We start from the raw sequence: 19,996 nt of genomic DNA, 5'->3' as shown, positions 1-19,996 counted from the left end.
GACCTGGCCGGCACCGAAGCTGTCCTCAAGCTCCGCGCCCTCACGCGTTCAGAGCCGCGCCTCCAATCGCTCTTGCAAAGGCGCATAGTCATGGCCCAGAAACATCTCCGGAAACACGCGCAGCACTTCGGACAGGTGCCGCGCGGTGTCGTGGAACTCCAGCTCCTTGAAATCGACCTCGGCGAAGAGATACTGCCACTGGTAGGCACCCTTGGTGATCAGTAGGTTCTCCAGGTAGCTCGCGTAGTCGAGGTCGAGCAGCTCGAGGCGTTCGTGGTTCATGTCGTAGAGCCACACCTGCGGGTCGTCCCCGCCGGGTGTGACGCGCAGTGCGGTGAGCCGGGCCGTTCCGGCCATCGGCTCCTGGTCCAGAAAGCGAAGCTGACCAAGCACCTTCATCTTCACGGGGTCCCTGCTGATCGCTCCGAAAGCGTCCTGCGGCACCTCGCCCCTCAGCAGCGCCCAGTGCAAGTGATTGAGGCAGAACTCACCTCTCAGATCAGGCTCGCTCCTGCTGTACCAGAACACTTGCACTCGGTCGGCCGCGAAGAAGTACTCGCGAATGCGAGGCCCTAAGGTCAGCCCAGTTCGCTCGGCGATGTCTCCGAACACCCAGTCGGGGTCTCTGAGCACATCGAAAGTGGTCAATCGAAGCTCAGCCTTCTCCACGTGAATGAAGTCACTGTCCTTGAGCTCATCGATCGCCCGTCCGCATCGGGCGAGATAGTCTTCCTGCACAGCCACCGCCGGTCTTCGGGTCAACGTGTCCCCAGCATCCTTCCAGCCGCTCGGCGGCCTGTTCGGACGATCAAGAAACCGGCCGCGCAGAACCCCCTCAGACAGCTGTGCCTGCCGACCAAGAGTGACAAAGCACCGAGCCGCACCCCGCATCATTCCGCGCGTGCTGGCCTGGGCGTGGGGGTATCGCGTACACCGCGCTCTTCAGCTCGTGTCAACGCTCACCGGGCTCAGATCATGACCGAATCCCGCGCTCGGGATCTCATCAAGAGCTTGGCGGACAGCGACGCCCGGTTCCCGAGCGCGGCGCGTGCCGACCTCTTCGCGTGGGCCCGGTCGCAGAACCCTCCCCTTCTTTAGAGGGCGTCTGGATCCTTGATAACGATCTTCGAGGAAGATCTCAGAAACTTGTTTGGGTGTAGCTCTTCCTCAGTGACTGAACCGATCAAGCCGTGAGGGAGTACCCGTCCTGGTAGCCGCTCTGGTGGACACGTTCGTGTTGCCGGGCGAGGTGGAAACGCCAGTATTCATCGAGATGACCGTTGGCGATCAGGGCACGGAGTTTCAGGACGGCTTCGACTCCGGCCAGGCCCCAGCGTGCCCCGGCGAGGTCGAACCTGTCTGCGATCAAATGGCGGCAGGCGCCTTCGATCACGCCGGTCGCGATCGGCCATCCCGCCTCCAGCGCCTGGTCGTAGCGCAGATACTCAAGGTTGTTGGTGAGGTAGCGGATACACGCGTCGATGCCCTCGCGGCGGTGGGCGGACGTGGTGGCGGCCTGCCCGGACAGCGCGGTGATGACCTGGCGGGCGTGCCCAGCCAGCAGAGCCAGAGCGTGACCGGCAACCCAGTCCTCGGCGGCCGGCGCCGCGGGAGGTTGCACGCTCCAGGCGGCAGCCCACAACTTCTCCAGCACGTGAACGAAGTCGATGACGATGTGGACGCCGACACCGCGGCGGGCGGCCTCGTAGGTGATCAGATCGAGCTGGTGGCGGGCTCCGTCGACGAGCACGACCCAGGGACGGACATGGCCGGGATCACGGGCTTCGGCGTGGTCGAAGACCCTGGCGATCACCGCGGCGGGGCCGGCGACGACCGAGCCGCACAGCCACTTGCGCATCGCGCGTGGCTTGGCCCGGGGCAGGCGCCGTCCGGCCCGGCCGCCGCCGGGGACGGCGATCACATCGTGCGGCCGGCGGGGCGCGGCTCGGCGTCGTAGACCACGCCCAGGGTCGCCATCCGTTTGCGGGCCGCCTTCTCTCCCGCCGCCAGCCGGGACGAGCGCCGCGTGCGCGGCGTCGAACGAGCCGCGCGCCGTCTCGATGACCGCCAGCTTGGCCAGCCCGGCCGAGTGCCGCACCGCCGGCAGCGACAAGGCGGCGTCGGCCGGATAGACGTTGCGCACCCCTGGGGCGCGCCAGGCGCACCGGGTGACCGTCACCGTCCCGACCACCGTGGCCAGCAGACGGCGATGCCCCGTCTCCAGCCGTGGCCGCGGCACGCCGTCGCACCCGATCACCCCTGGAGCCGTTGCGTGCTGGCGGGTTTGGCGAGCGTGGTGCGCCTGCTGCCGCTCGCGTAGCGCCCGCAGATCGAGGTGCGCCTGCAGCAGCTGGCGCTGCAGTTCGCGGCCCTGCTCTACGAGCGTCTCCTCCAGCCGGTCATGGATCAGCATGCCGGACGCCGTGTCGGCGAGCTGTCCGATGAGCCAGTTGAAGGTGTTCTTCGCCTCCGCAAAGACGTCAGCGGCCAGGCCGGTGTCGTACGGTGCCTGCATAGGGCTCTTCTTTCGGCGGGGACGATTTGGTTGGCTCCTTCGAACCTGACGGCGGGAGAGCCCTGCCACAATCACCCGCCCGGTGACGACGCGATTGCGTCCCGTGACGCTGCGCCATCCTGCTGGGCCATCTCGCGGGCCACCGGTTTGGTCACCATGAACAACCCCGGCCCTTCTTCCCGCGCCCAGCCGCGTTCTGCCAGCGCTTCAGCTTCGAGCGCAGCCCTTCCCGCTTGGCGGCCTCATCCGGCAGCCCCATCGCCACCGCGATCTGCCCGGCCCGCATCGCCCGGCCGGCATCGGCCATGATCTCCACCGCGTCCCGATATGCGCGCGGCAACATCGCCGCCTTCATGCCCGGCTGCCACGGCGGCACCGTCACCACACCAATTGCCGGCGGCCGTATCGGTGCCGCGCCGGTCGCATCGACGCCCCCGCCGGCGATCTCGGCCGTTTCCGCGGATTCACGGACCAGCCCGGCCGCTTCGCCCAGGATCTCCTCGACGGTCTCCCGTGTGATCGTCAGCCGTGACAACCGGTCCTGCTCGTCCTCCAGTCGTGACGTCAGCGCGGTGATCTGCTCGCCGATCTCCTCGATCCGCTGCCGGGTCATGGCCTCACGCCGTGCCAGCTCTTCCAGCAACGAGCCCACTGTCACCACCGCCTCACACTCTGCACTCACAGTAGAAGGCGGTTCCTCTTCTAAACAGTCACGACTACGAAAGCCCGGCTCAGACACTCACTGAGGAAGAGCTACACCCGACCAGAATTCCCACCCTTGCAGCCGTAGGATCGAGATCGAAATAATGCTTCCGCCGGAACATCCGGATGCGGCGTCCTCCTCCCGAACGCGGCCCCCAGCCCCAGGTTGAGCCGATCTGCGCAAGTTATTGGACGTCCAGAAAGATCGTGTTCTCGGAAGCGGAGACGACCACGGCTTCCGGGAACATGCATGGCTGAGAGGCGAAACCCCAGCTCAGCACTTCCGAGAACAGGACCGCGTCGCTAGTTGGCGGCTGAGGACATGTTCAGGAGGAGGAGGCCGATCCGTGGCGGAAGCCGCGCAGGGAGTTCACCAACGCCGGGATCATCATTATCGCGGCGGTCACGAAGATTGACGGCATCGTGGCCGCGAGCCCGGAGCGCGCACTGTGTGCGGTGCAGATTGTCACCGCCACGGCCAGTCCCATGGCTGCGCCGATCTGCCCTGCGGACTGGACGATGCCCGCCGCGATCCCCAGGCTCTTTCTGAGTATCGAGGCCAGCGCCGTGGCCTCACAGGTGATCCAGATGAACGGCAGGCCGGCTCCGATGAGCACGGTGCCCGGGAGTAGGTCGGTGAGGTAGCCGGTCCCGGGGGCGATGCCGCTGAGCAGGAGAAGGCCGGTGGCGATGAGGGCACACCCGACGAGGTACGGCGGGCGCGGGCCGTACCGGGTGAGCAGGCGGCGGCAGGTGCGGCCGAGCAGCAGGACCGCACCCACCATGGGCAACAGCGCGAGCCCAGCAGTCTGGGGACTGAATGCGAGGACCTGCTGGAGGTACAGGCTGCCGATGAAGACGACGGGAGCGGTGGCCGCTGAGACGAACAACACGCCGAGGGTGCCTGCGACCAGTCCGCGGTCGCGCAGGACGGTCATCGGGAACAGCGGGTGCCGGGAGCGGGCCTGGGTGATCAGGAACAACGCGCCAAGCAGGAGCGTCGCGGTCAACGCGAGATAGGTGGTCTGGTTCCAGCCGCGTTCGGGGATGTTGACCAGGGTGTGCACGAGCGTGAACAGTCCGGCGATCAGGGTCAGGGTGCCGGGCAGGTCGATGCCGCCTGCCCTGGTCGCGCAGTCGGCGGACAGGAGCCTGGGGGGCGGCCAGCAGCGCAACCGCGATGATGGGGAGGTTGAGGTAGAAGGCCCAGCGCCAGTCGAGGTGGTCGACGACGAGTCCGCCGAGTAGCACACCGGACACCGAGCCCGCGCCCCCGATCGTGGCCCAGAGGGTCAGCGATCTGGCTCGCTCGGCGGGCGTTGTGACGGTGGTCATCACCATGGCCATCGCGGCGGGGACCAGCACCGCCGCGGCTCCTGCCTGAACGGCTCGCGCCGTGATCAGCATGCCGCCCGAGGATGCGGCGCCGCAGGCGGCGGCCGCCAGGGCGAACACGACGAGAGAGCCGAGGAACAGCCGTCTGGCGCCGACGATGTCCACGATCCTGCCTCCGGGAATCTGCAGTCCGCCGAGGAGCAGCACGTAGACGTTGGTCACCCAGTGCACTCCGGTCACGGTCATGGCCAGGTCGCGCTGAAGGTCGGGCTGCGCCAGCGCGACGATTCCGGCGTCGGCGTTGGCGAGGAAGGGCGCCAGCGCCAGGAGCACGATCAGACGTCTCCGGCGGCCGGCTGTGAGGGTCGGCCCGCGCTGTGTCAGGCCTGGAGGGACGAGGGCGGTCACGTTGGTCCAGGGGTCGGCGACGGCGATGGGACCCCCGGGGTGGGGGTCCCATCCGGGGATCAGAGTTCCTTGAGGAAGCCGGAGTCCACGGCGAACTCGGCGCCGGTCGTGCTGGCCGAGCGCGGCGAGACCAGCAGCGCCACCACGTCCGCGACCTCCTGCGGCTCGACGAGGCGGCCGGTGGTGAGGTTCATCATCTCCGGCGCGATCTTGTCGATGACGGCGTCCCTGTCAGCCCCCGCCTGGGCGGCGATGATGTCGGCCGCGCCGCCTGCTTCGGTCCACCAGGCGGTGCGGACAGGGCCGGGGGAGACGGTGTTGACGCGGATGCCCTGGGGGCCGTACTCCTCCGACAGCGCCTTGGTGAGGGTGTTGAGCCCGGCCTTGGCCGCGTTGTAGTCGACGTTCATCGGGGCCGGTCGCCGTGCGTTCCCTGAGGAGATGTTGACGATCACGCCGCCGCCTCTCTCGAGCATGAGCGGGATCGCCGCCCTGATCGCGCGGACGGCCGAGAACAGGTTGAACTCGAACATCGCCCGCCAGTCCTCGTCGGTCGGCGTCAGGAACCCGAAGCGGGGCAACTGCGTGCCGGGCGGCGGGCCGCCCGCGTTGTTGACCAGGATGTCCAGCCCGCCGAACACCTCGGCGGCACGGGCGACTGCTTGGCCGGGACCTTCCGGGTCGGTGAGGTCGATCGCTGCATGGACGAGATTCGGGCCGGACAGCCCGTCGAGTTCGGGACTGCTGCGGCGCGAGACGGCGACCACTCGTGCCCCCTCCTGCAGCAGCGTACGGGTGATCGCCAAGCCCATCCCCTTGGATGCGCCGGTGACGAGGGCGATGCGGTCGGACAGCTGCAAATCCATGATCGTATCCTTCGACTCTAATCAGTTAACGGGACGAAAGTCCCGTTAGTGCAAGGTAGCACAGATCTTGGGTTAATGAAACTTTTGACCCATTTGTGGGATGTTCAGGCCGGAGTTCCTGCTGCGCTCACCCCGGGACGGCGTGGAGCAGGACCAGCCCGCCTGCGCGTTATGGCAGGTCGACGGCCTCGGCCATAACCCGATAGCCCTGGTCGTTCGGGTGCAGGTGATCGCCGCTGTCGTAGATCGGGTTGAGCTGGTCGGCGTCGCCCGGAGCGGCCAGGTGCCGGTCGAAGTCGAGCACGGCATCGTAGGCGCGCGAGGTCCGGATCCACTGATTGAGCGCGTCGCGGGTCTGTTCGCCCTGCGCGGTGAAGTACTGAGAGTCCTTGTACGGCAGCAGCGTCGCGCCGATGACCTTGATGCCCTTGGCGTGCGCACGCCGGATGATCTCGCGGTGCGCGGTGATGAGCTGCTGGGCCGAAACCCGGGGATTGGGCGCGGCCGTGGGATCGGTCCAGTCGGCGAAGCCGATGTCGTTGATGCCCTGCAGGACGATCAGCGTGCCGACCCCCGGCTTGGACAGCACGTCCCGCTGGAGCCGGGCCAGGGCCGGTCCGCCATACCAGGCCGAGTCGTTGAGCAGGCGGTTGCCGCCGATCCCGGCGTTGAGCACCGCTCGGGGCCGGCCCGCGTCGCGCAGGTGCTCGGCCAGTTCGTCCGGGTAGCGGTTGTCGGCGTCCGGGGTGGAGCCGAAGCCGTCGGTGATCGAATCCCCCAGAGTCACGACTGCCTGCCTGCGAGGTGTGCCGCCACCGGAGACCTCGACATCGGTGAGGTAATACCAGCTCTGGGTCTTGTCGGTGAACGCCGCGGCACCGAGGTCATCGAGGTGATCGCCGCCGGCGCGGTAGGTGGTCGCGTATCCCTGCGCGTGGAAGGTGGCAGGCCCGGTCCGTTCAGAAAGACGCAGCGTGATCGTCACCGATTCCAGCGGCCCTACCCGGAGCCGGGCCACGTCGCTGACGAGCTGACTGCCCGGCGCGATCGTCGCCGACCGGGCGCCGCCGAACCTCAACGGCCGCACCGATCCCGCTTGCAGACTGGCGCCCTTGCCGGTCCTGGCGATGGTGGCTCCGGCGATCTTCAACGGGGCGGAGCCGTACTGGTTGGACAGCCGGATGCGGAGCTTCGTGCCCGCGGCGGTGAGGCGGACCACCTGCCGCAGGGTGTGCCCGCCGAATCCCTCCTGTGACCAGTTGGGGGCGAACCCGGTGCTCGGCCGCTGGGGTGCGGCGGACCAGGAACCCATCCAAGACGTACGGTCTGCGGCGGTGGCCGCGCTGGGGACGGCGACCACCGTCAGAGATAGTGCCAGGGCGGCGAAAAGACGTTTCATGTCATGTCTCCTTGATGTCAGCCGGCGATGGGCGGGTTGAGCCGGGCGAAGCCCTCTTGCCGCCGGTAGGGGTAGTAGGGGTACGGGGCGGGCCGAAGGCTCGCCGCGTCGAGCCGGGCCACCTGTTCGGGGGCGAGAGCCCAGCCGATCGCGCCGAGATTGTCGCGAAGCTGCTCCTCGTCGCGGGCGCCGATGATGACCGACGAGACGGTAGGCCGGCCGAGCAGCCAGTTGAGTGCGATCTGCGGGACGGTCTTGCCTGTCTCATCCGCGATTTCGCCGAGCACATCGACCACGGCGAACAGGTGCTCGTCCTCCACCGGCGGACCGTATGAGGCGGTCTGGTGCAGGCGGCTCTGAGCAGGCAACGGCCGGCCCCGGCGGATCTTGCCGGTGAGCCTGCCCCAGCCGAGCGGGCTCCACACGAGCGCGCCGACGCCCTGGTCCAAGCCGAGAGGCATCAGCTCCCACTCATAATCTCGGCCCACGAGCGAGTAGTAGACCTGGTGTGCGACGTAACGCGGGTGGCCGTAGCGCTCCGCGACTGCCAGCGACTTCATGAGCTGCCAGCCGGAGAAGTTGGAGACGCCTACGTAGCGCAGCTTGCCGGAGCGTACGAGATCGTCGAGGGCGGACAGCACCTCTTCGACAGGCGTGCCCGCGTCGAACGCGTGCAACTGGAACAGGTCGATGCGATCGGTGCCGAGACGGCGCAGTGCGTCCTCGACCGCCTTGATCAGCCGGGTGCGGGACGTCCCGGCGTCGCCGGGCCCCTCACCCATCGGCAAGCCTGCCTTGGTGGACAGCAGCACATCGTCGCGACGTCCCTTGATCGCCGCTCCCAGCACCTCTTCCGACGCGCCGTCCGAATAGACGTCGGCGCTGTCGAACAGGGTGACGCCGGCCTCCAGGCAGATGTCCACCAGGCGGCGGGCCTGCCGAACATCGGTGTCGCCCCACGCGCCGAACAGCTCGCCTCGGCCGGCGAAGGTGCCGGCGCCGAAGCTCAGCGCGGGGACCTTGAGGCCGGATGCGCCCAGTCGTCGGTATTCCATGTAATGGCTCTTTCTGTGTTTCACGGTTGCGGTTGCCAGGCGGCACCGTCGGCGTCCTGCTCAACACGCCCGAACACCACGTCGGCGAAGTGCACGCCGAAGCCGAGAGTGTCCGGCCGCTGGAGCTCGGCCAGCAGCCAGTGGCGCTGGCGGGCCGAGAGAACAGGATCGTGATCGGGGCCCGCCGACCACTCCGGGTGGCGAACCTGGAGAGGAGAGTGCAGCGCGTCGCCGAACGCGAGCAGCCGCCGTCCTCCCGAACTGATGATGAACGCGGCGTGCCCCGCCGTGTGGCCGGGGGCGAGTCGTACCCGCACGCCAGGGAAGATTTCCTCCGCGTCAGGTACGAGCCGCAGCCGTGGCGTGAGCACGGTGAGCATCCTGTCTGTGACGCCGTGCTGGTCGGCGAGATGGCGGTGCGCCCACTCCTGCTCGACCACCAGGAAGGCGGCGCCGGTGAACACCGGCGGGTTGACGCAGGCCCAGCCGAGGTGGTCGGCGTGCAGATGGGTGAATGCCACCGCCTGGATCTCGCCGGGCGCGCGCCCGAGCCTGTCTAGGTTGTCCAGCAGGGCGCCCCCGTGGACGGCCCCGATCAGCGGGTGATCGGGATTCTCCGGTACGGCGCGCGGACCGAACCCCGCGTCGATGAGGAGCGCCTGCCTGCCGTACTCGATCAGGAGCGCACCGATGCCGGCCACCAGGTGGCCGGTGTCGTTGAGATGGTCGGCGTACTCCACCCAGTCGCGCTCGGTGGCCGCGGGCAGCCAGCCGCGCGGCTTGAGCAGCACCACGCCGTCGGGTACGTAACTGATCTTCAGCTCGCCAAGCCGAAGCGAGCGGACCCCCGACGGCCTGCGCAGCCGCCTGTTGATCATGTTGCCTCCTCGGTCGGTGTTCGCTGTCTCACCGTGACGAAAAGGACGTGTATCAACAAGAACGACATATGACATGATTCATTCGCAGAACTCATCGTTCGAGGTGGAGGCATGGAGCGGCACGAGATCGAGATCTTCCTGACCCTGGCCGAGGAGCTGCACTTCGGGCGTACGGCGGAGCGGGCAGGAGTGTCGCAGAGCCGGGTCAGCCAGACAGTCGCCAAGCTGGAGCGTCGCATCGGCGTCAAGCTGTTCGAACGCAACAGCCGCCGAGTGGCCCTGACCGCCATCGGGCAGCAACTGCGGGACGGGATCGAGCCGGCCCATCGGCGCATCCAGGAGGAGATCGCCAGGGCGACGGCGGCGGGGCGCGGCATCACGGGCTTGCTGCGCGTCGGCTTCTCCGGCGTGTTCACCAGCAGCCTCATCCTCAAGGCCGCCGATGTCTTCTCGGCCCGCAATCCCGGCGTCGAGCTGCAAATCCAGCAGGTGCCGATGTCCGATCCCTACGGCTCACTGCGCACCGGCGGCGTCGACCTCCAAGTCACCGAGTTGCCCATCGACGAGCCCGACCTGACAGTCGGCCCGGTCCTGATCTCCCAGCTCCGGGCGCTGCTCCTGCCCGCCGGTCACTCCTTCGCCCGCCACGCATCGATCGGCCTGGAGGACCTGGCCGAGATGACCCTGCTGACCGTTGGCGGAACCGTCCCGGACCACTGGCGAGAGCATCACTTCCCGCGCCAGACGCCCACGGGCAGGCCCATTCCGCAGGGCCAGGCCATCCTCCACTGGGAGGACACGCTCTCGCTCGTGCTCGCGGGCAAGGGCGTCTCCCCGGTCTCCGCCGCGGGTGCGCGCTACTACATGCAGCCCGGCCTCGCCTTCGTTCCCTTCCGTGACGCCCCGCCCATCGAATACGCGCTCGTGTGGCCGAGTGCCCGCGAGACGGCCAAGGTGCGGGCTTTCGCGCAGATCGCCCATGAGTTCACCAGGGGTCTCGGCGGGCCCAACCGGGTCCTCGACGCCCTCTGAGCCCTGTCGATAACCGTGGCTGATCGATCCTTCCGGCGTTCAGCCTTGTTCCGGCCACGCAGGTGGGCCGACTTTTAGGGGGTCCGAAAAACAGGAAGGCTGACCATGACCATGCTCCAGGAGCGAGCTCCTACCGAGCCGGCGATGACCGGACGGCAGAAGCTCATCCTCGTGCTCCTGCTCGGTTCCCAGTTCATGCTGGCCATCGACTTCTCCATCCTCAATGTGGCCCTGCCGGTGATCGGCGAAGGGCTGGGATTCAAGCTGGCCAACCTCCAGTGGATCGCGACCGCGTTCGCGCTGTGCGCGGCCGGTTTCACCCTATTGTTCGGCCGCGTCGCCGATCTGTTCGGCCGGCGCCGGCTGTTCCTGGCGGGAATGGCGCTGCTCGGCCTGTCCTCGCTGGTCGGGGGACTGGCGATCAACCCGGAGATGCTGCTGGTGGCGCGGGTCGCCCAAGGGCTCGCGACCGCCATGGTCACCCCCGCCGGGCTGGCGCTGCTGACCACCTCCTTCTCCGAGGGGCCGCTGCGTCAGCGGGCGCTCGGGCTCAACGGCGCGCTCATGTCGGCGGGTTTCACCACGGGAGCGATCCTCGGCGGCCTGCTGACCGACCTGCTGAGCTGGCGCTGGGCGTTCCTCGTCAACGTTCCCGTCGCCGTGGCCGTCCTCGTGGCGGCTCCCCATCTGATCAGCGAGAGCCGGCCCGCCCGCCGCACCCGGATGGATCTGCCGGGCGCCGTGACCGTCACCGGCGGTCTCCTCGCGCTGGTCTTCGGCCTCACCAACGCCGCCGAACACGGCTGGAGCGACCCGACGACGCTCGGGTCACTGGCGGTCGCAGTGGTATTGCTGGTGGCGTTCTGGTTCGCGGAGAAGCGGGCCGGCGCACCCCTGGTGCCGCTCCCCGTCCTCAAGCGGCCCACCGTGAGCTGGGGGAACGTGGCCGGACTCATCGCTTTCCTCACCGAGACCTCACTGGTCTTCCTGCTGACCCTCTACCTGCAGAACGTGCTCGGCTACTCGGCGCTGGCCACCGGGCTGGCCTTCGGCGTACTCGGCCTGGGCACGGTCGTCGGCGGCGTCATGGCGCCCAGAATCCTGGCCAGGACCAGCATCAGGACAGTCCTCACCACCGGGTTCACCATCCAGGCCGCCGCCACCGCGTCCCTGTTCCTGCTGGGCGACGACCGCGGCTCCCTCGCCCTGCTCCTGATCGCGACCTTCATCGGCGGCATCGGCAACATGCTGGCCATCGTCGGATTCATGGTCGCGGCGACCTCAGGACTGCCCGACAATGAGCAAGGCCTCGCCACCGGCCTCGCCACCATGACCCAGCAGGTCGGCATCACCATGGGCATCCCCATCATGAGCGCGGTCACCACCGCCGGGATGGCAGGGAGCGGCACCGTACTGGAAGGGGTCAGTGCCGCGATCCTGGTCAACGCGACACTCGTACTGGCCGGCGCCGTGCTGGCCTGGCTCTTCCTGCGCCGTCCCGCTGGCCCTCGTACGTCGCCCTGATTCGCCAGCAAGGGCGATGCGAGATGAGGATGTATCCGAACAGTCCGCGCGGTCGTCAAGACGATCGGCGACGTGAGCCACCTGTTCGGGTGCCACACTGGCAGGGGCCAATGATCGAGTGATCTGTGTTCCTGCCTGATCTCCTTAGAGGGGTTACTGTTCGTGATGGCCTGGGCGTAGCGGCTCCATGGGCTTCTAGCCGCGGTGGCGAGTCGGGTTGTGGTGTCTCCGTCGTAGCCGAGCATGCGGGCGACCACGGGCGCGGGGTCTGCAGGACGAGCTGACGGAGGTGGCCGGGGCCGGGCGGCCCAGTTCGGCCAGGCCGTCGGCCATCATCCGGTGCTCGTGCTCCAGGTAGGTGGTGTGGGCCCGGGCGGTGGTGTCAGCGAAACGAAGCCGTGCACGGCGACCGCGATATCGGCCCGGTCGGCGGGAAGTGCACCTCCGTGTGGCGCGGGGCGGCAAGTCGGCTCGCCGTTCGCTTGGAAGCAGGGATTCTCGCCGCGCCAATTCACTTCAGGAAATGACCCTTCCGTGAAGTAACCTGGGGCATGATCGCGCAGACGCCCAAGCTCGGCCGTCTCGGCCGAGGGACAGGATCGCCGCAAAATCACTTCACGAAAGGTCGTCGGCCTGTCCGGAGGACTCGACCCGGCCGATGACGATCTCGGGGTGTGGATCGAGCGCTACCTCGATCTCGCGGTGCGCGGGGTGCGCTCGCCCGAGGTGAGCGCGAAGATCAGCCGTCATCTGGAGCGGCTGCGTGCCTGGACGACTTCCTCACCGATCTGGTCAACGCCGGGCCTCCGCGCACACTCGGCGCGCCTACCGCGGCGATCTGATCGCCTTCGCCGCCCACCACGGGGAGGAGATCGGCACGTTGTCCGCACGCGCCGGTCCGCGCGTTCCTGGCTGAGCTCGCCGAGCTGTCGCCGGCCAGCCGCAAGCGCAAGCGCGCCGCCGTCGCTTCCTTCACCACGTGGGCCGTCCGTCACGACCTCCTGGACGCCAACCCGATGGACCGCATCGACACCGTCAAGGTGCCCAAGAACCTGCCCCGCCCGGCGGCGGCCGGCGACGTGGCCAAGGTCTTCGCGGTGATTTGCTCGCGGCGGCCGCGCAAGGAGGCGCCGCCGGACCGGCTGCGCGACCGGGTGCTGTTCGAGACCGCCTACGTGTGCGGCGCCCGCGCCTTCGAAGTCTGCGGCCTGTATGTCGAAGACCTGGATCTGCGCCTGGACGACGAACACGTCCGCATCCACGGTAAGGGCGGCAGCGTGCGCACCGTCCTGCTGGACGACCGCGGTTACGTCGCCCTGCTCAAGCTCTACCTGGCCCGCGCCGGCTACACCGCCGGGCCGCTGTTCCGCGCCTCCATCAACGGCCAGGGCGGGCTCCTGTCCTACGACGCCGCCCACCACCGCCGGCAGAGCCACTGCGCCGCCGTCAAAGTGGAGATCGACATCCACCAGCTTCGCCACGCCCACGCCACCGAACTCATCAGCGGGGCCGCAGACGGCGCCCTGGAGCCGTCGCTCCGGGTCACACCAGGGGGCGCTGCGCCCCGCGGGCGAGGGCGGCGGCCTCGCCGCGCGAACCGGCCTTTAGCTTCTCCAGGATGTTGCGGACGTGATACTTCACGGTGTGCTCGCTGATCTGCAGCTCTTCGGCGATACTCCGGTTGCGGAGTCCTTTGGTGATCCGCTCCAGTACCTGCAGCTCGCGCGGGTTCAGGCTCTGCAGGGCGTCGGCCGACGGCGTTTCCTGGACGCTGAGCGGCAGTTCGACGAAGATGTGCGTGCCCCAGCCCGGCACCGCGTCCAGGGACAGTTCACCGCCGAGCGAGGCCGCCCGGTCCGCGAGCCGGTGCATGGTGAGCGCGTCCGCCGCGAGTGCACCGGGCCCGTCGTCCCGGAGCGAGACGCGCAGCCCGGCATCGGTGAGTTCCCACTGGACACGGATCCGGCCGATCCCGTCCTGCTCCAGCATCAGGAGTACACCGCCCCGTACGACAGCGCGCGCGGCATGCGCGATATCGCTGGGAAGCAGCCGTCGGCTCGGCTCCGGGGGGACGAGTTCGAGGGCCACCTCGCTGTACCTGGTGAGCGGGGCGAGGCGGTCTTCGAGGCGGGTGAACGCCTCGTGCGCGGTCTCCTCGGTGAGGGACCGGTCGAGATCACCGGCCGCGCGCAGCTCGAGGAGGGCGGAGACCGCGATGTCCGTGGCCGCGCGCCGGGCGGCTCCGTCGTCGAGCGTACGTGAGCGCAGCGCGCCCAGCAGCGCGGACAGCGCGGCCGTGTGGGCGTCCGTCAACTCGCTGATGACGCGGGCCCTTTCCTGGGCCGCCATCCGGTTCCCGGCCAGTGGGACGGGATGAGCTTGTGCCGCGTACGCCGACAGCCGGAGGGAGATGAGGTCCCACAGCTGCTGCACCACCTGCTGGGTGTGTGGGGCCGGCTCGATGCCGTCGGTCACGACAATGGTCAGCAACGCACCGGAGGTCCCGTGCGGCGCGGAGGCCACGGTCAGTACGGGGCGTTTCTCCCCGCCGACCAAAGCGGTCTCGAAGCGCGGCACACCGATGTCCACCGTGCCCGCCAGCCGGCCGAGTTCGGCACTGGAGATCCGGTCGGCGACGCCGCGCTCGCCGACCTTGCGCATCGGCGAGCGGGAGCAGTCGCCTGTGAGGATGGCCAGCGCTCTGTGCGGCAGCGGTTCGGAAAGAATCGCGGACAACTGCTCCGAGGTGTCCTCCGGTGGAATTTCGAGTACGGAAATCGCGGCACCGAGCACCTGCCGCGGGTCCGACCAGTCACCAGCTTCCATGGCTGCCCACCCTAACGAGCGTTTCTCGTCATCGGACTGCTCCTTCGAGTAGTCCATTCCGTCTGGAAGGACGGGCGCACCACGCGAACCTCCGTGCGAGGTTGGACCCCGTTGCATCCGACCGCAGAGGAGACAGACCGTGAAAGCACTTGTGGCCCCGTCCTACGGCCCGTTGGACCAGCTCGTCGTGACCGATGCGCCCGACCCCTCGCCGGGCCCCGGTGAGCTGCTGGTGCGTGTGGAGGCGGCGGGGCTCAACCCACTGGACGCCGCTCTGGTGACCGGCGCGATGCGCGCCATGATGCCCGTCGAGCACCCCTTCATCGTGGGCATGGACGCCGCGGGAGTCGTGGAGGCCGTCGGCGAAGGCGCCACCGGATACGAGATCGGCGACGCGGTCGTGGCCTACACCCATTTCCACCCGGGCACCATTGCCGAGTACACGAAGGTGAGCGTGGGCCCCCATGTGGCCAAGCGTCCGGCAGGCCTCGACGCGGTGCGCGGCGCCGCGCTGCCGTCGGTCTCTCTGACCTCCGAGTGCGTTCTGGAGGCGGCGCGGGCCGAGGCGGGCCAGACGATCCTGATCATCGGGGCCAGCGGGGGCGTCGGGTCGTTCACGGTCCAGCTGGCGGCGCAGGCGGGCCTGCGGGTGCTGGCCACGGCCGCGCCGGCCGACGCCGACTACGTACGTGGTCTGGGCGCGCACGACGTCATCGACTACACCTCCACCGACCCGGTGAAGGAGGCCCAGCGGCTGGCCGGTGGCCGAGTGGACGTCGTGCTGGATCTGGTCAACCGTGGTCCCGCCCTGCTGGGTACGGCGGATGCGGTGAAGGACGGCGGCCGCCTGTTGTCCACGTTGATGGGCCCGGAGAGCTTCGAGCGCGGCATCACCGTCGTGTACGTACGGATGTCGGCACGCGAGGGGCAGCTCCAGAGCCTCTCCGAGCGCGTCACCGCGGGTCCCCTCTCGGTCGAGGTCGCGGCCACCTATCCCCTGGACGACGCGCCCAAGGCCCTCGCGGAGTTCGCGTCGGGTCGCTACTCGCGGGGCAAGGTCGTCGTCACCGTCTGATCCGCCCGCCGCTCCAGTCATTCTCCCGCCGGTCCGGCCACGCTGCTCGTCACGTATCCGGAAGAGGAGTTCATCGTGGTAAGCAGAAGGCAGGAGGCAGGAGGCAGGAGGCAGGAGGCAGACGGAAGTCTGGTGGTCGGTGGCAAGGCCCGGGGGGATGATGGCCGGGCTTGCTGCTCGCTCGGCAGCGCGTGTCCGTGGTGATCCTGGAGAAGCAGGTCAGCAGCGCTGCCTACCCGGTTGCGCCGGTGGGGAACTGCTCGCTACCCAGGACCCGGCCGACCATGTCGAGCACGGCCGCGGTGTGGGTCCTGGTGGGTGTTGGCTCCGCCGGCGATCTCGAAGATCGCCGTGTCATCGGGTGTAATGGAGGGCATTGTCGTCCTGTGATCTTGACCGACGGGCAGGGCGGCACGTACCGGCTTAGCAACGCGGACAAGACAGAAAGCGCCTCTGGTTAAGGTCCTATGAGGTCGCAACGCCACGTTCGATGGATGCGGACGAGGCCTCCCGCCAAGGCCGACAGATCGCGTTAGAGACCTGGCGTCAGCCAGTGGGTGAGTCAGCCCGGCGGGAGGCGCTCACCTACATCACCTCTCACTGTCAGCGATGCGCTCCCTCTCCTGGGCACAGCGTTCGGCCTGGCCGCCGCGATCGTGGGGCTCACCCTCGATGCCATCCGAACGTTCAAACTCCGATAGAGCACGAGGGGAAGGCGGCTGCTTCCACAACCGGCGCCATGCCAGGCTCTGGTTCAGTCGTGGTGGAAGCAGACTCTGGAGTGGAGGCGAAGGGGGCGGCCGGGTGGGAGAGGCGGTTCCAGCAACTCGTCCACTGGGACGCCGGTCCAGTCGATGGACGTGGGCTCGGTGTTCTCGTGGAGACGGGCGCTCAGGTCGTACTTGGTAATGGGGCAGCCGGGGCGGTAAATGCGCAGGGCCAGCTCCGCACCCTCATCGTCCAGGTCTTCACCGGTCAGGTAGCGGGATCGGGTGCCGATGTTGGGGCCGGGGCCGAGGACGGCCGCCAGGTGCGTGCGAACGTCAGCGACGGAGGTGAACAGGAAGAGGGCGTCCTCCCATTCGTTGTTGTTGATCCAGTAGGCGCTGCGCAGTAGCGCGAAGGCGTGGCGGGGGTGGCGCGTCTCGCTCTGAGGCCTTTTGGTGGGCGGAGCATGAAGGGAGGAGAGGGCGGAACGGGCGCATTGATCATCGGGTGCGCGGCGTAGGGCTTCCTGGTAGGCGGCGATTGCGGCTTCCGGGTTGCCCACCCAGGTGAGGGCATGGCCCAGGTAGAGCGGCATGAGGGCGTCGTGGGGGTCCGCGATAAGGGCCGCCTCTGCGGTGAGGACGGCTTCCTCGGCAAGCGGACGGCTCACGCCCTTGCTGTCATGTTTTCCCAACCCGTTGAGCAGCGTTCCGTCATCATCGTCGAAATCGCAGCATACGTCGGACAGCGCCACGTGCCGAAGGGCGAAGGTCGAGGCCACCGCACGCAGGATCGCGAGGGTGGCGGCGGTCTCGGTGTTTTCGTGCGGTCCCTGCTCGGCCTGGTCACAATGGTGGCGAGCCTGGGCGATCAGATCAGGGACCGCCCCTTCGCCGCTGAACTGCCTAAGCAGGAACTCACATTCGGCGAGCGACCGTCCGGCCTGCAGCAGGTGGATATGCGGATCTTGTGCGGACATGGCCGTAAGTTTGCCATCGAGCCGTAGCCGAATTCCTCACTGGCGCCGCCCGACCAGCAGCGCTCCGCCAACTCATTCTCAAGCCCCCGCACCGGACATCGCAGGGCCCTCGGCTTCCACGACAAGACCACCACCCGAGTCGCCGCTGACGCAGGCGGAACCCGGAACCGCTACGCCCCGAACGACCACTCAGAGTGACAGAAGGCAGGGCAACCGGCTCGCATGCAGACCGCTTGATCAAAGACTCCTGCCAGTCAAGCCCGGCAGCCGCGCTCGTGGCTCACAGCCTCCGCTGACCAGCCCCCACCCCGGCCCCTGTACCACCCAGCGACGCCCCTGAACTGGGTGAACTCACAGGAATATGCTCGACCAGGCGCTGCCCCTGGTTGACCTCGCCAAAGAGGGAGAGCCTCGTGAACGAAGACGAGGCCCTGACCACGCCGCCCGCACCCGTCCGGATGGGCCTCGGCAACCCACCCGCACCAGAACGGCCAGTGACGGTAAGACGGGCCCACCGGGCTCCTAAACGTCACTGATCGTTCGGTTGCTGCTCAAGCCCCATGACGGCAGCGAGCAGGACGATCCCAACAGCAGCCGCAGCCGCGACAGGTGCTGGCGGCTGCTCGTGATGAGCACGCCCCGGGCGAAGAGGTGCTCGGACAAGGTGCGCAGGCTTCAGGTGGAGTGGCCGGTGATGCCCCATTCGGCGGGGACCGTCCGGGCGATCAGGCAGATGTGCTCGCGCGTCTGCTCACTGATCGCCGGTGGCCGGCCCCCGCTCCATGTTGGTCCAGCGCGTGAAACCCCGCTCGTTGAAGGCGTGGATGCCATCGCGCACGTAGTCGTCGCTGACCTGCATCAACGAGGTGATGTCCGGGGACGCTCTGACCCTGACCGGACATCATCACCACGATCGCGCGGCGCAACTTGACCGGGTCCTTCGCGGTCCGGATGATGCGCTGCGTTTTGCGACCCTCTTCGATCGACAAGGGCCGGACGAACACCTCCGGTGGAGGAGCCATGGCCACCTCCCACGGGTTGTAGAGGTGGCCAGCGTGACGGGTCCACCACCCGAGATCCATTACCGGGTCAACGTTCAGAGACAGGCCACTAGCCGGCAAGGGCAGCGCGGATGACGCGCCTGCCTGCGAGATGTGAGACGCCGAGGGTGACGGCGATCCCGGCGATGACCGGGATTACGTAGGGCAGGGGCGCGGCCGCCGGTAGGGCGCTGCCCGTCTTGACGATGGCGAAGGGCAGGACGGCGGCGAACGCGCCCAGGCTTCCGGCCACGATGCTGACGGCCGTGGCCGCGACCATCTCCTGTACGAGCATGCGATGCGTCTGGGCCCCGGTTGAGCCGATGAGGGACATGGTCGCGAACTCGGTGCGCCGCTGGGTGATGGAGGCGACGAGGTTGTTGGTGAGGGCGATGGCCATGAACGCCGCGATCAGGGCGACGACGAGGTAGTTGACCGAGGCGAGGACCTGGCCGTCGCTGTCGGTCGTGCCGACGGAGTTCTCGATGCCCTGCATGCTGAGCGTTCCGGCGGCGATGCCGATGAAGAGGGTGAGGAAGGTGACGGTGGGGCGTACCCGGTCGGGAGCGACGGAGAGGTTGATCGCGGCCAGGTGGGAGGAGGCGGCGGCGTGCGTACGGCCGAAGGCTCTGAGTGTGAGGTTCACCAAGGTGATCAGCTCCGGGGCGAGCACGCACAGGCCGACGGCGACGAGAACGCAGCCGGGACCGGTCAGCGCCGTGGTGAGGATGTCTGTGGGGTCCAGTGCGAGCACCGCGGCCGATGAGCCAGACCGGCGCAGATCATGATCGCGGCGGTGATGCGGCGCCGGCTGCCCGGACGCCGCCCCGTACGGCGGCGCGGGGGCGGAGCGGCATCGGCGACGGGGCTGCGGCGGGCCAGGGCGCGGCTGCCGAGCCAGGCGGCGATCACGCTCGCGGCCAGCACGATGAGCACGCCGAGCACCGGCAGGAGCACGCCGGGCGCGAAGCCCGAGGCCGGGTCGGTGAGCCCCGCGGACTGGATGCTCCGCGTCACGAGCCATCCGACGAGGTAGCCGCCGGCCAGGCCCGGCGGCGCCGCGACCGCCGTGAGGGCCGCCGTCTCCATGCCGAGCATCCACTGCACCTGGTGAGGGGTCGCGCCGATGAGACGGATGTCGGCCATCTCTTCGATCCGGCCGCCGAGCGCGACGCTGATCGTCGAGACCATGGCGAACAGCACGATCGCGACCGTCCAGCCGCCCATGATGAGCGGGAACGGCACCAGGAACGCGCGGTCGGCGGCGGCGGTGCTGTCGGCCAGCCCGGTGCCGAGGAGGCTCATCATGCCCGTGACCAGGGACATGCCGACGAGCGCGACCAGGCCGGTCGCGATCGCGGTGGCACGGTGATGCGCGAAGGAGCGCATGGCGAGCTTGAGCATCAGGCCTGCTGCAACGTCGAGGGGGTTCGAGCTCCGCCGTACGACTCGGGGCCAGCCGTACTTCCGCGGTCACGAACATGATCGACCGTTGGCCGCTTCTGCTCGTATCTCGGCTCAACCCCTTGCCGGCCCGCTCGGGTGCGCCGCGCCACCGCTATCCGGCTTCCGGGTCAATTCTGTCCGTGTTGCTGCGTGGGACGTCGGGGCCCCGAATAACTGCCCGGCCTCCGCTCAGTGCTTTCCGCCAGCG

Annotated in this window: 16 protein-coding genes and 2 pseudogenes; 4 read left to right on the top strand and 14 right to left on the bottom strand. The window is 68.5% G+C overall.

Features of this window, described 5'->3' with window-relative positions; genetic code table 11:
* Positions 1 to 48 precede the first annotated feature (48 nt).
* The 9 genes and pseudogenes from V5E28_RS46930 to V5E28_RS46895 all read right to left on the bottom strand — a co-directional run bounded on the left by V5E28_RS46930 (position 49) and on the right by V5E28_RS46895 (position 9,158).
* Positions 49 to 744, bottom strand: a complete 696-nt coding sequence (locus V5E28_RS46930) for a hypothetical protein (RefSeq protein WP_336216808.1) — start codon at positions 742 to 744, stop codon at positions 49 to 51.
* A gap of 439 nt (positions 745 to 1,183) precedes the next feature.
* A pseudogene (locus V5E28_RS46925) lies at positions 1,184 to 2,515 on the bottom strand (ISKra4 family transposase).
* Positions 2,516 to 2,666: 151 nt separating this feature from the next.
* Entirely contained in the window at positions 2,667 to 3,158 is a 492-nt protein-coding gene (locus V5E28_RS46920) for a hypothetical protein (RefSeq protein ID WP_336216807.1), read from the bottom strand.
* A 385-nt stretch (positions 3,159 to 3,543) separates the two neighbouring features.
* Positions 3,544 to 4,392: an MFS transporter gene (locus tag V5E28_RS46915; RefSeq protein ID WP_336216806.1), complete on the bottom strand. Its 849-nt coding sequence runs from the start codon at positions 4,390 to 4,392 to the stop codon at positions 3,544 to 3,546.
* Positions 4,393 to 4,459: 67 nt separating this feature from the next.
* Positions 4,460 to 4,885 (bottom strand): annotated as a pseudogene (locus tag V5E28_RS49935) (MFS transporter); the annotation flags it as partial.
* A 134-nt stretch (positions 4,886 to 5,019) separates the two neighbouring features.
* On the bottom strand, positions 5,020 to 5,826 hold the full coding sequence (locus tag V5E28_RS46910) for an SDR family NAD(P)-dependent oxidoreductase (RefSeq protein ID WP_336216805.1): 807 nt from the start codon (positions 5,824 to 5,826) through the stop codon (positions 5,020 to 5,022).
* Between the two features lie 169 nt (positions 5,827 to 5,995).
* A complete protein-coding gene (locus tag V5E28_RS46905) occupies positions 5,996 to 7,225 on the bottom strand; it encodes an SGNH/GDSL hydrolase family protein (protein ID WP_336216804.1) in 1,230 nt (409 codons plus the stop codon).
* 17 nt (positions 7,226 to 7,242) lie between these two features.
* Positions 7,243 to 8,280, bottom strand: a complete 1,038-nt coding sequence (locus V5E28_RS46900) for an aldo/keto reductase (protein WP_336216803.1) — start codon at positions 8,278 to 8,280, stop codon at positions 7,243 to 7,245.
* Positions 8,281 to 8,300: 20 nt separating this feature from the next.
* Positions 8,301 to 9,158, bottom strand: a complete 858-nt coding sequence (locus V5E28_RS46895; RefSeq protein WP_336216802.1) for an MBL fold metallo-hydrolase — start codon at positions 9,156 to 9,158, stop codon at positions 8,301 to 8,303.
* Between the two features lie 111 nt (positions 9,159 to 9,269).
* Between V5E28_RS46895 and V5E28_RS46890 the strand changes: the two genes are divergently transcribed.
* On the top strand, positions 9,270 to 10,190 hold the full coding sequence (locus V5E28_RS46890; protein ID WP_336216801.1) for a LysR family transcriptional regulator: 921 nt from the start codon (positions 9,270 to 9,272) through the stop codon (positions 10,188 to 10,190).
* Positions 10,191 to 10,295: 105 nt separating this feature from the next.
* Positions 10,296 to 11,714, top strand: a complete 1,419-nt coding sequence (locus V5E28_RS46885; RefSeq protein WP_336216800.1) for an MFS transporter — start codon at positions 10,296 to 10,298, stop codon at positions 11,712 to 11,714.
* 615 nt (positions 11,715 to 12,329) lie between these two features.
* On the opposite strand, the gene V5E28_RS46880 is transcribed toward V5E28_RS46885, so the two are convergent.
* Complete coding sequence (locus tag V5E28_RS46880; RefSeq protein ID WP_336216799.1) at positions 12,330 to 12,464, bottom strand: hypothetical protein; 135 nt, start codon at positions 12,462 to 12,464, stop codon at positions 12,330 to 12,332.
* Between the two features lie 266 nt (positions 12,465 to 12,730).
* On the opposite strand from V5E28_RS46880, the gene V5E28_RS46875 reads away from it, so the two are divergent.
* Positions 12,731 to 13,369 (top strand): tyrosine-type recombinase/integrase, encoded by a 639-nt coding sequence (locus V5E28_RS46875; RefSeq protein ID WP_336216798.1) that lies wholly within the window; start codon positions 12,731 to 12,733, stop codon positions 13,367 to 13,369.
* Here the strand turns inward: V5E28_RS46875 and V5E28_RS46870 are convergent.
* Positions 13,257 to 14,540: a LuxR C-terminal-related transcriptional regulator gene (locus tag V5E28_RS46870; protein WP_336216797.1), complete on the bottom strand. Its 1,284-nt coding sequence runs from the start codon at positions 14,538 to 14,540 to the stop codon at positions 13,257 to 13,259. The two genes, V5E28_RS46875 and V5E28_RS46870, sit on opposite strands and share 113 nt — an antisense overlap.
* Positions 14,541 to 14,679: 139 nt before the next feature.
* Here V5E28_RS46870 and V5E28_RS46865 point away from each other — a divergent pair, with 139 nt between their 5' ends.
* Positions 14,680 to 15,615: an NADP-dependent oxidoreductase gene (locus V5E28_RS46865; RefSeq protein ID WP_336216796.1), complete on the top strand. Its 936-nt coding sequence runs from the start codon at positions 14,680 to 14,682 to the stop codon at positions 15,613 to 15,615.
* Between the two features lie 754 nt (positions 15,616 to 16,369).
* On the opposite strand, the gene V5E28_RS46860 is transcribed toward V5E28_RS46865, so the two are convergent.
* From V5E28_RS46860 to V5E28_RS46850, 3 genes are all read right to left on the bottom strand, one after another.
* The gene (locus V5E28_RS46860; protein WP_336216795.1) at positions 16,370 to 17,302 is read right to left on the bottom strand and encodes a tetratricopeptide repeat protein; all 933 of its coding nucleotides are present in this window, start codon (positions 17,300 to 17,302) and stop codon (positions 16,370 to 16,372) included.
* Between the two features lie 1,110 nt (positions 17,303 to 18,412).
* Positions 18,413 to 19,096, bottom strand: a complete 684-nt coding sequence (locus V5E28_RS46855) for an FtsX-like permease family protein (RefSeq protein WP_336216794.1) — start codon at positions 19,094 to 19,096, stop codon at positions 18,413 to 18,415.
* Positions 19,054 to 19,746 (bottom strand): ABC transporter permease, encoded by a 693-nt coding sequence (locus tag V5E28_RS46850; RefSeq protein WP_336216793.1) that lies wholly within the window; start codon positions 19,744 to 19,746, stop codon positions 19,054 to 19,056. The genes V5E28_RS46855 and V5E28_RS46850 overlap by 43 nt, the downstream gene beginning before the upstream one ends.
* Between the last annotated feature and the right edge of the window lie 250 nt (positions 19,747 to 19,996).

This window comes from Nonomuraea sp. LPB2021202275-12-8 (genome assembly GCF_037044575.1).
Classification (GTDB): domain Bacteria; phylum Actinomycetota; class Actinomycetes; order Streptosporangiales; family Streptosporangiaceae; genus Nonomuraea.
The sequence above is the reverse complement of the archived record's forward strand: the minus strand, read 5'-3'. Positions and strand labels throughout refer to the sequence as shown.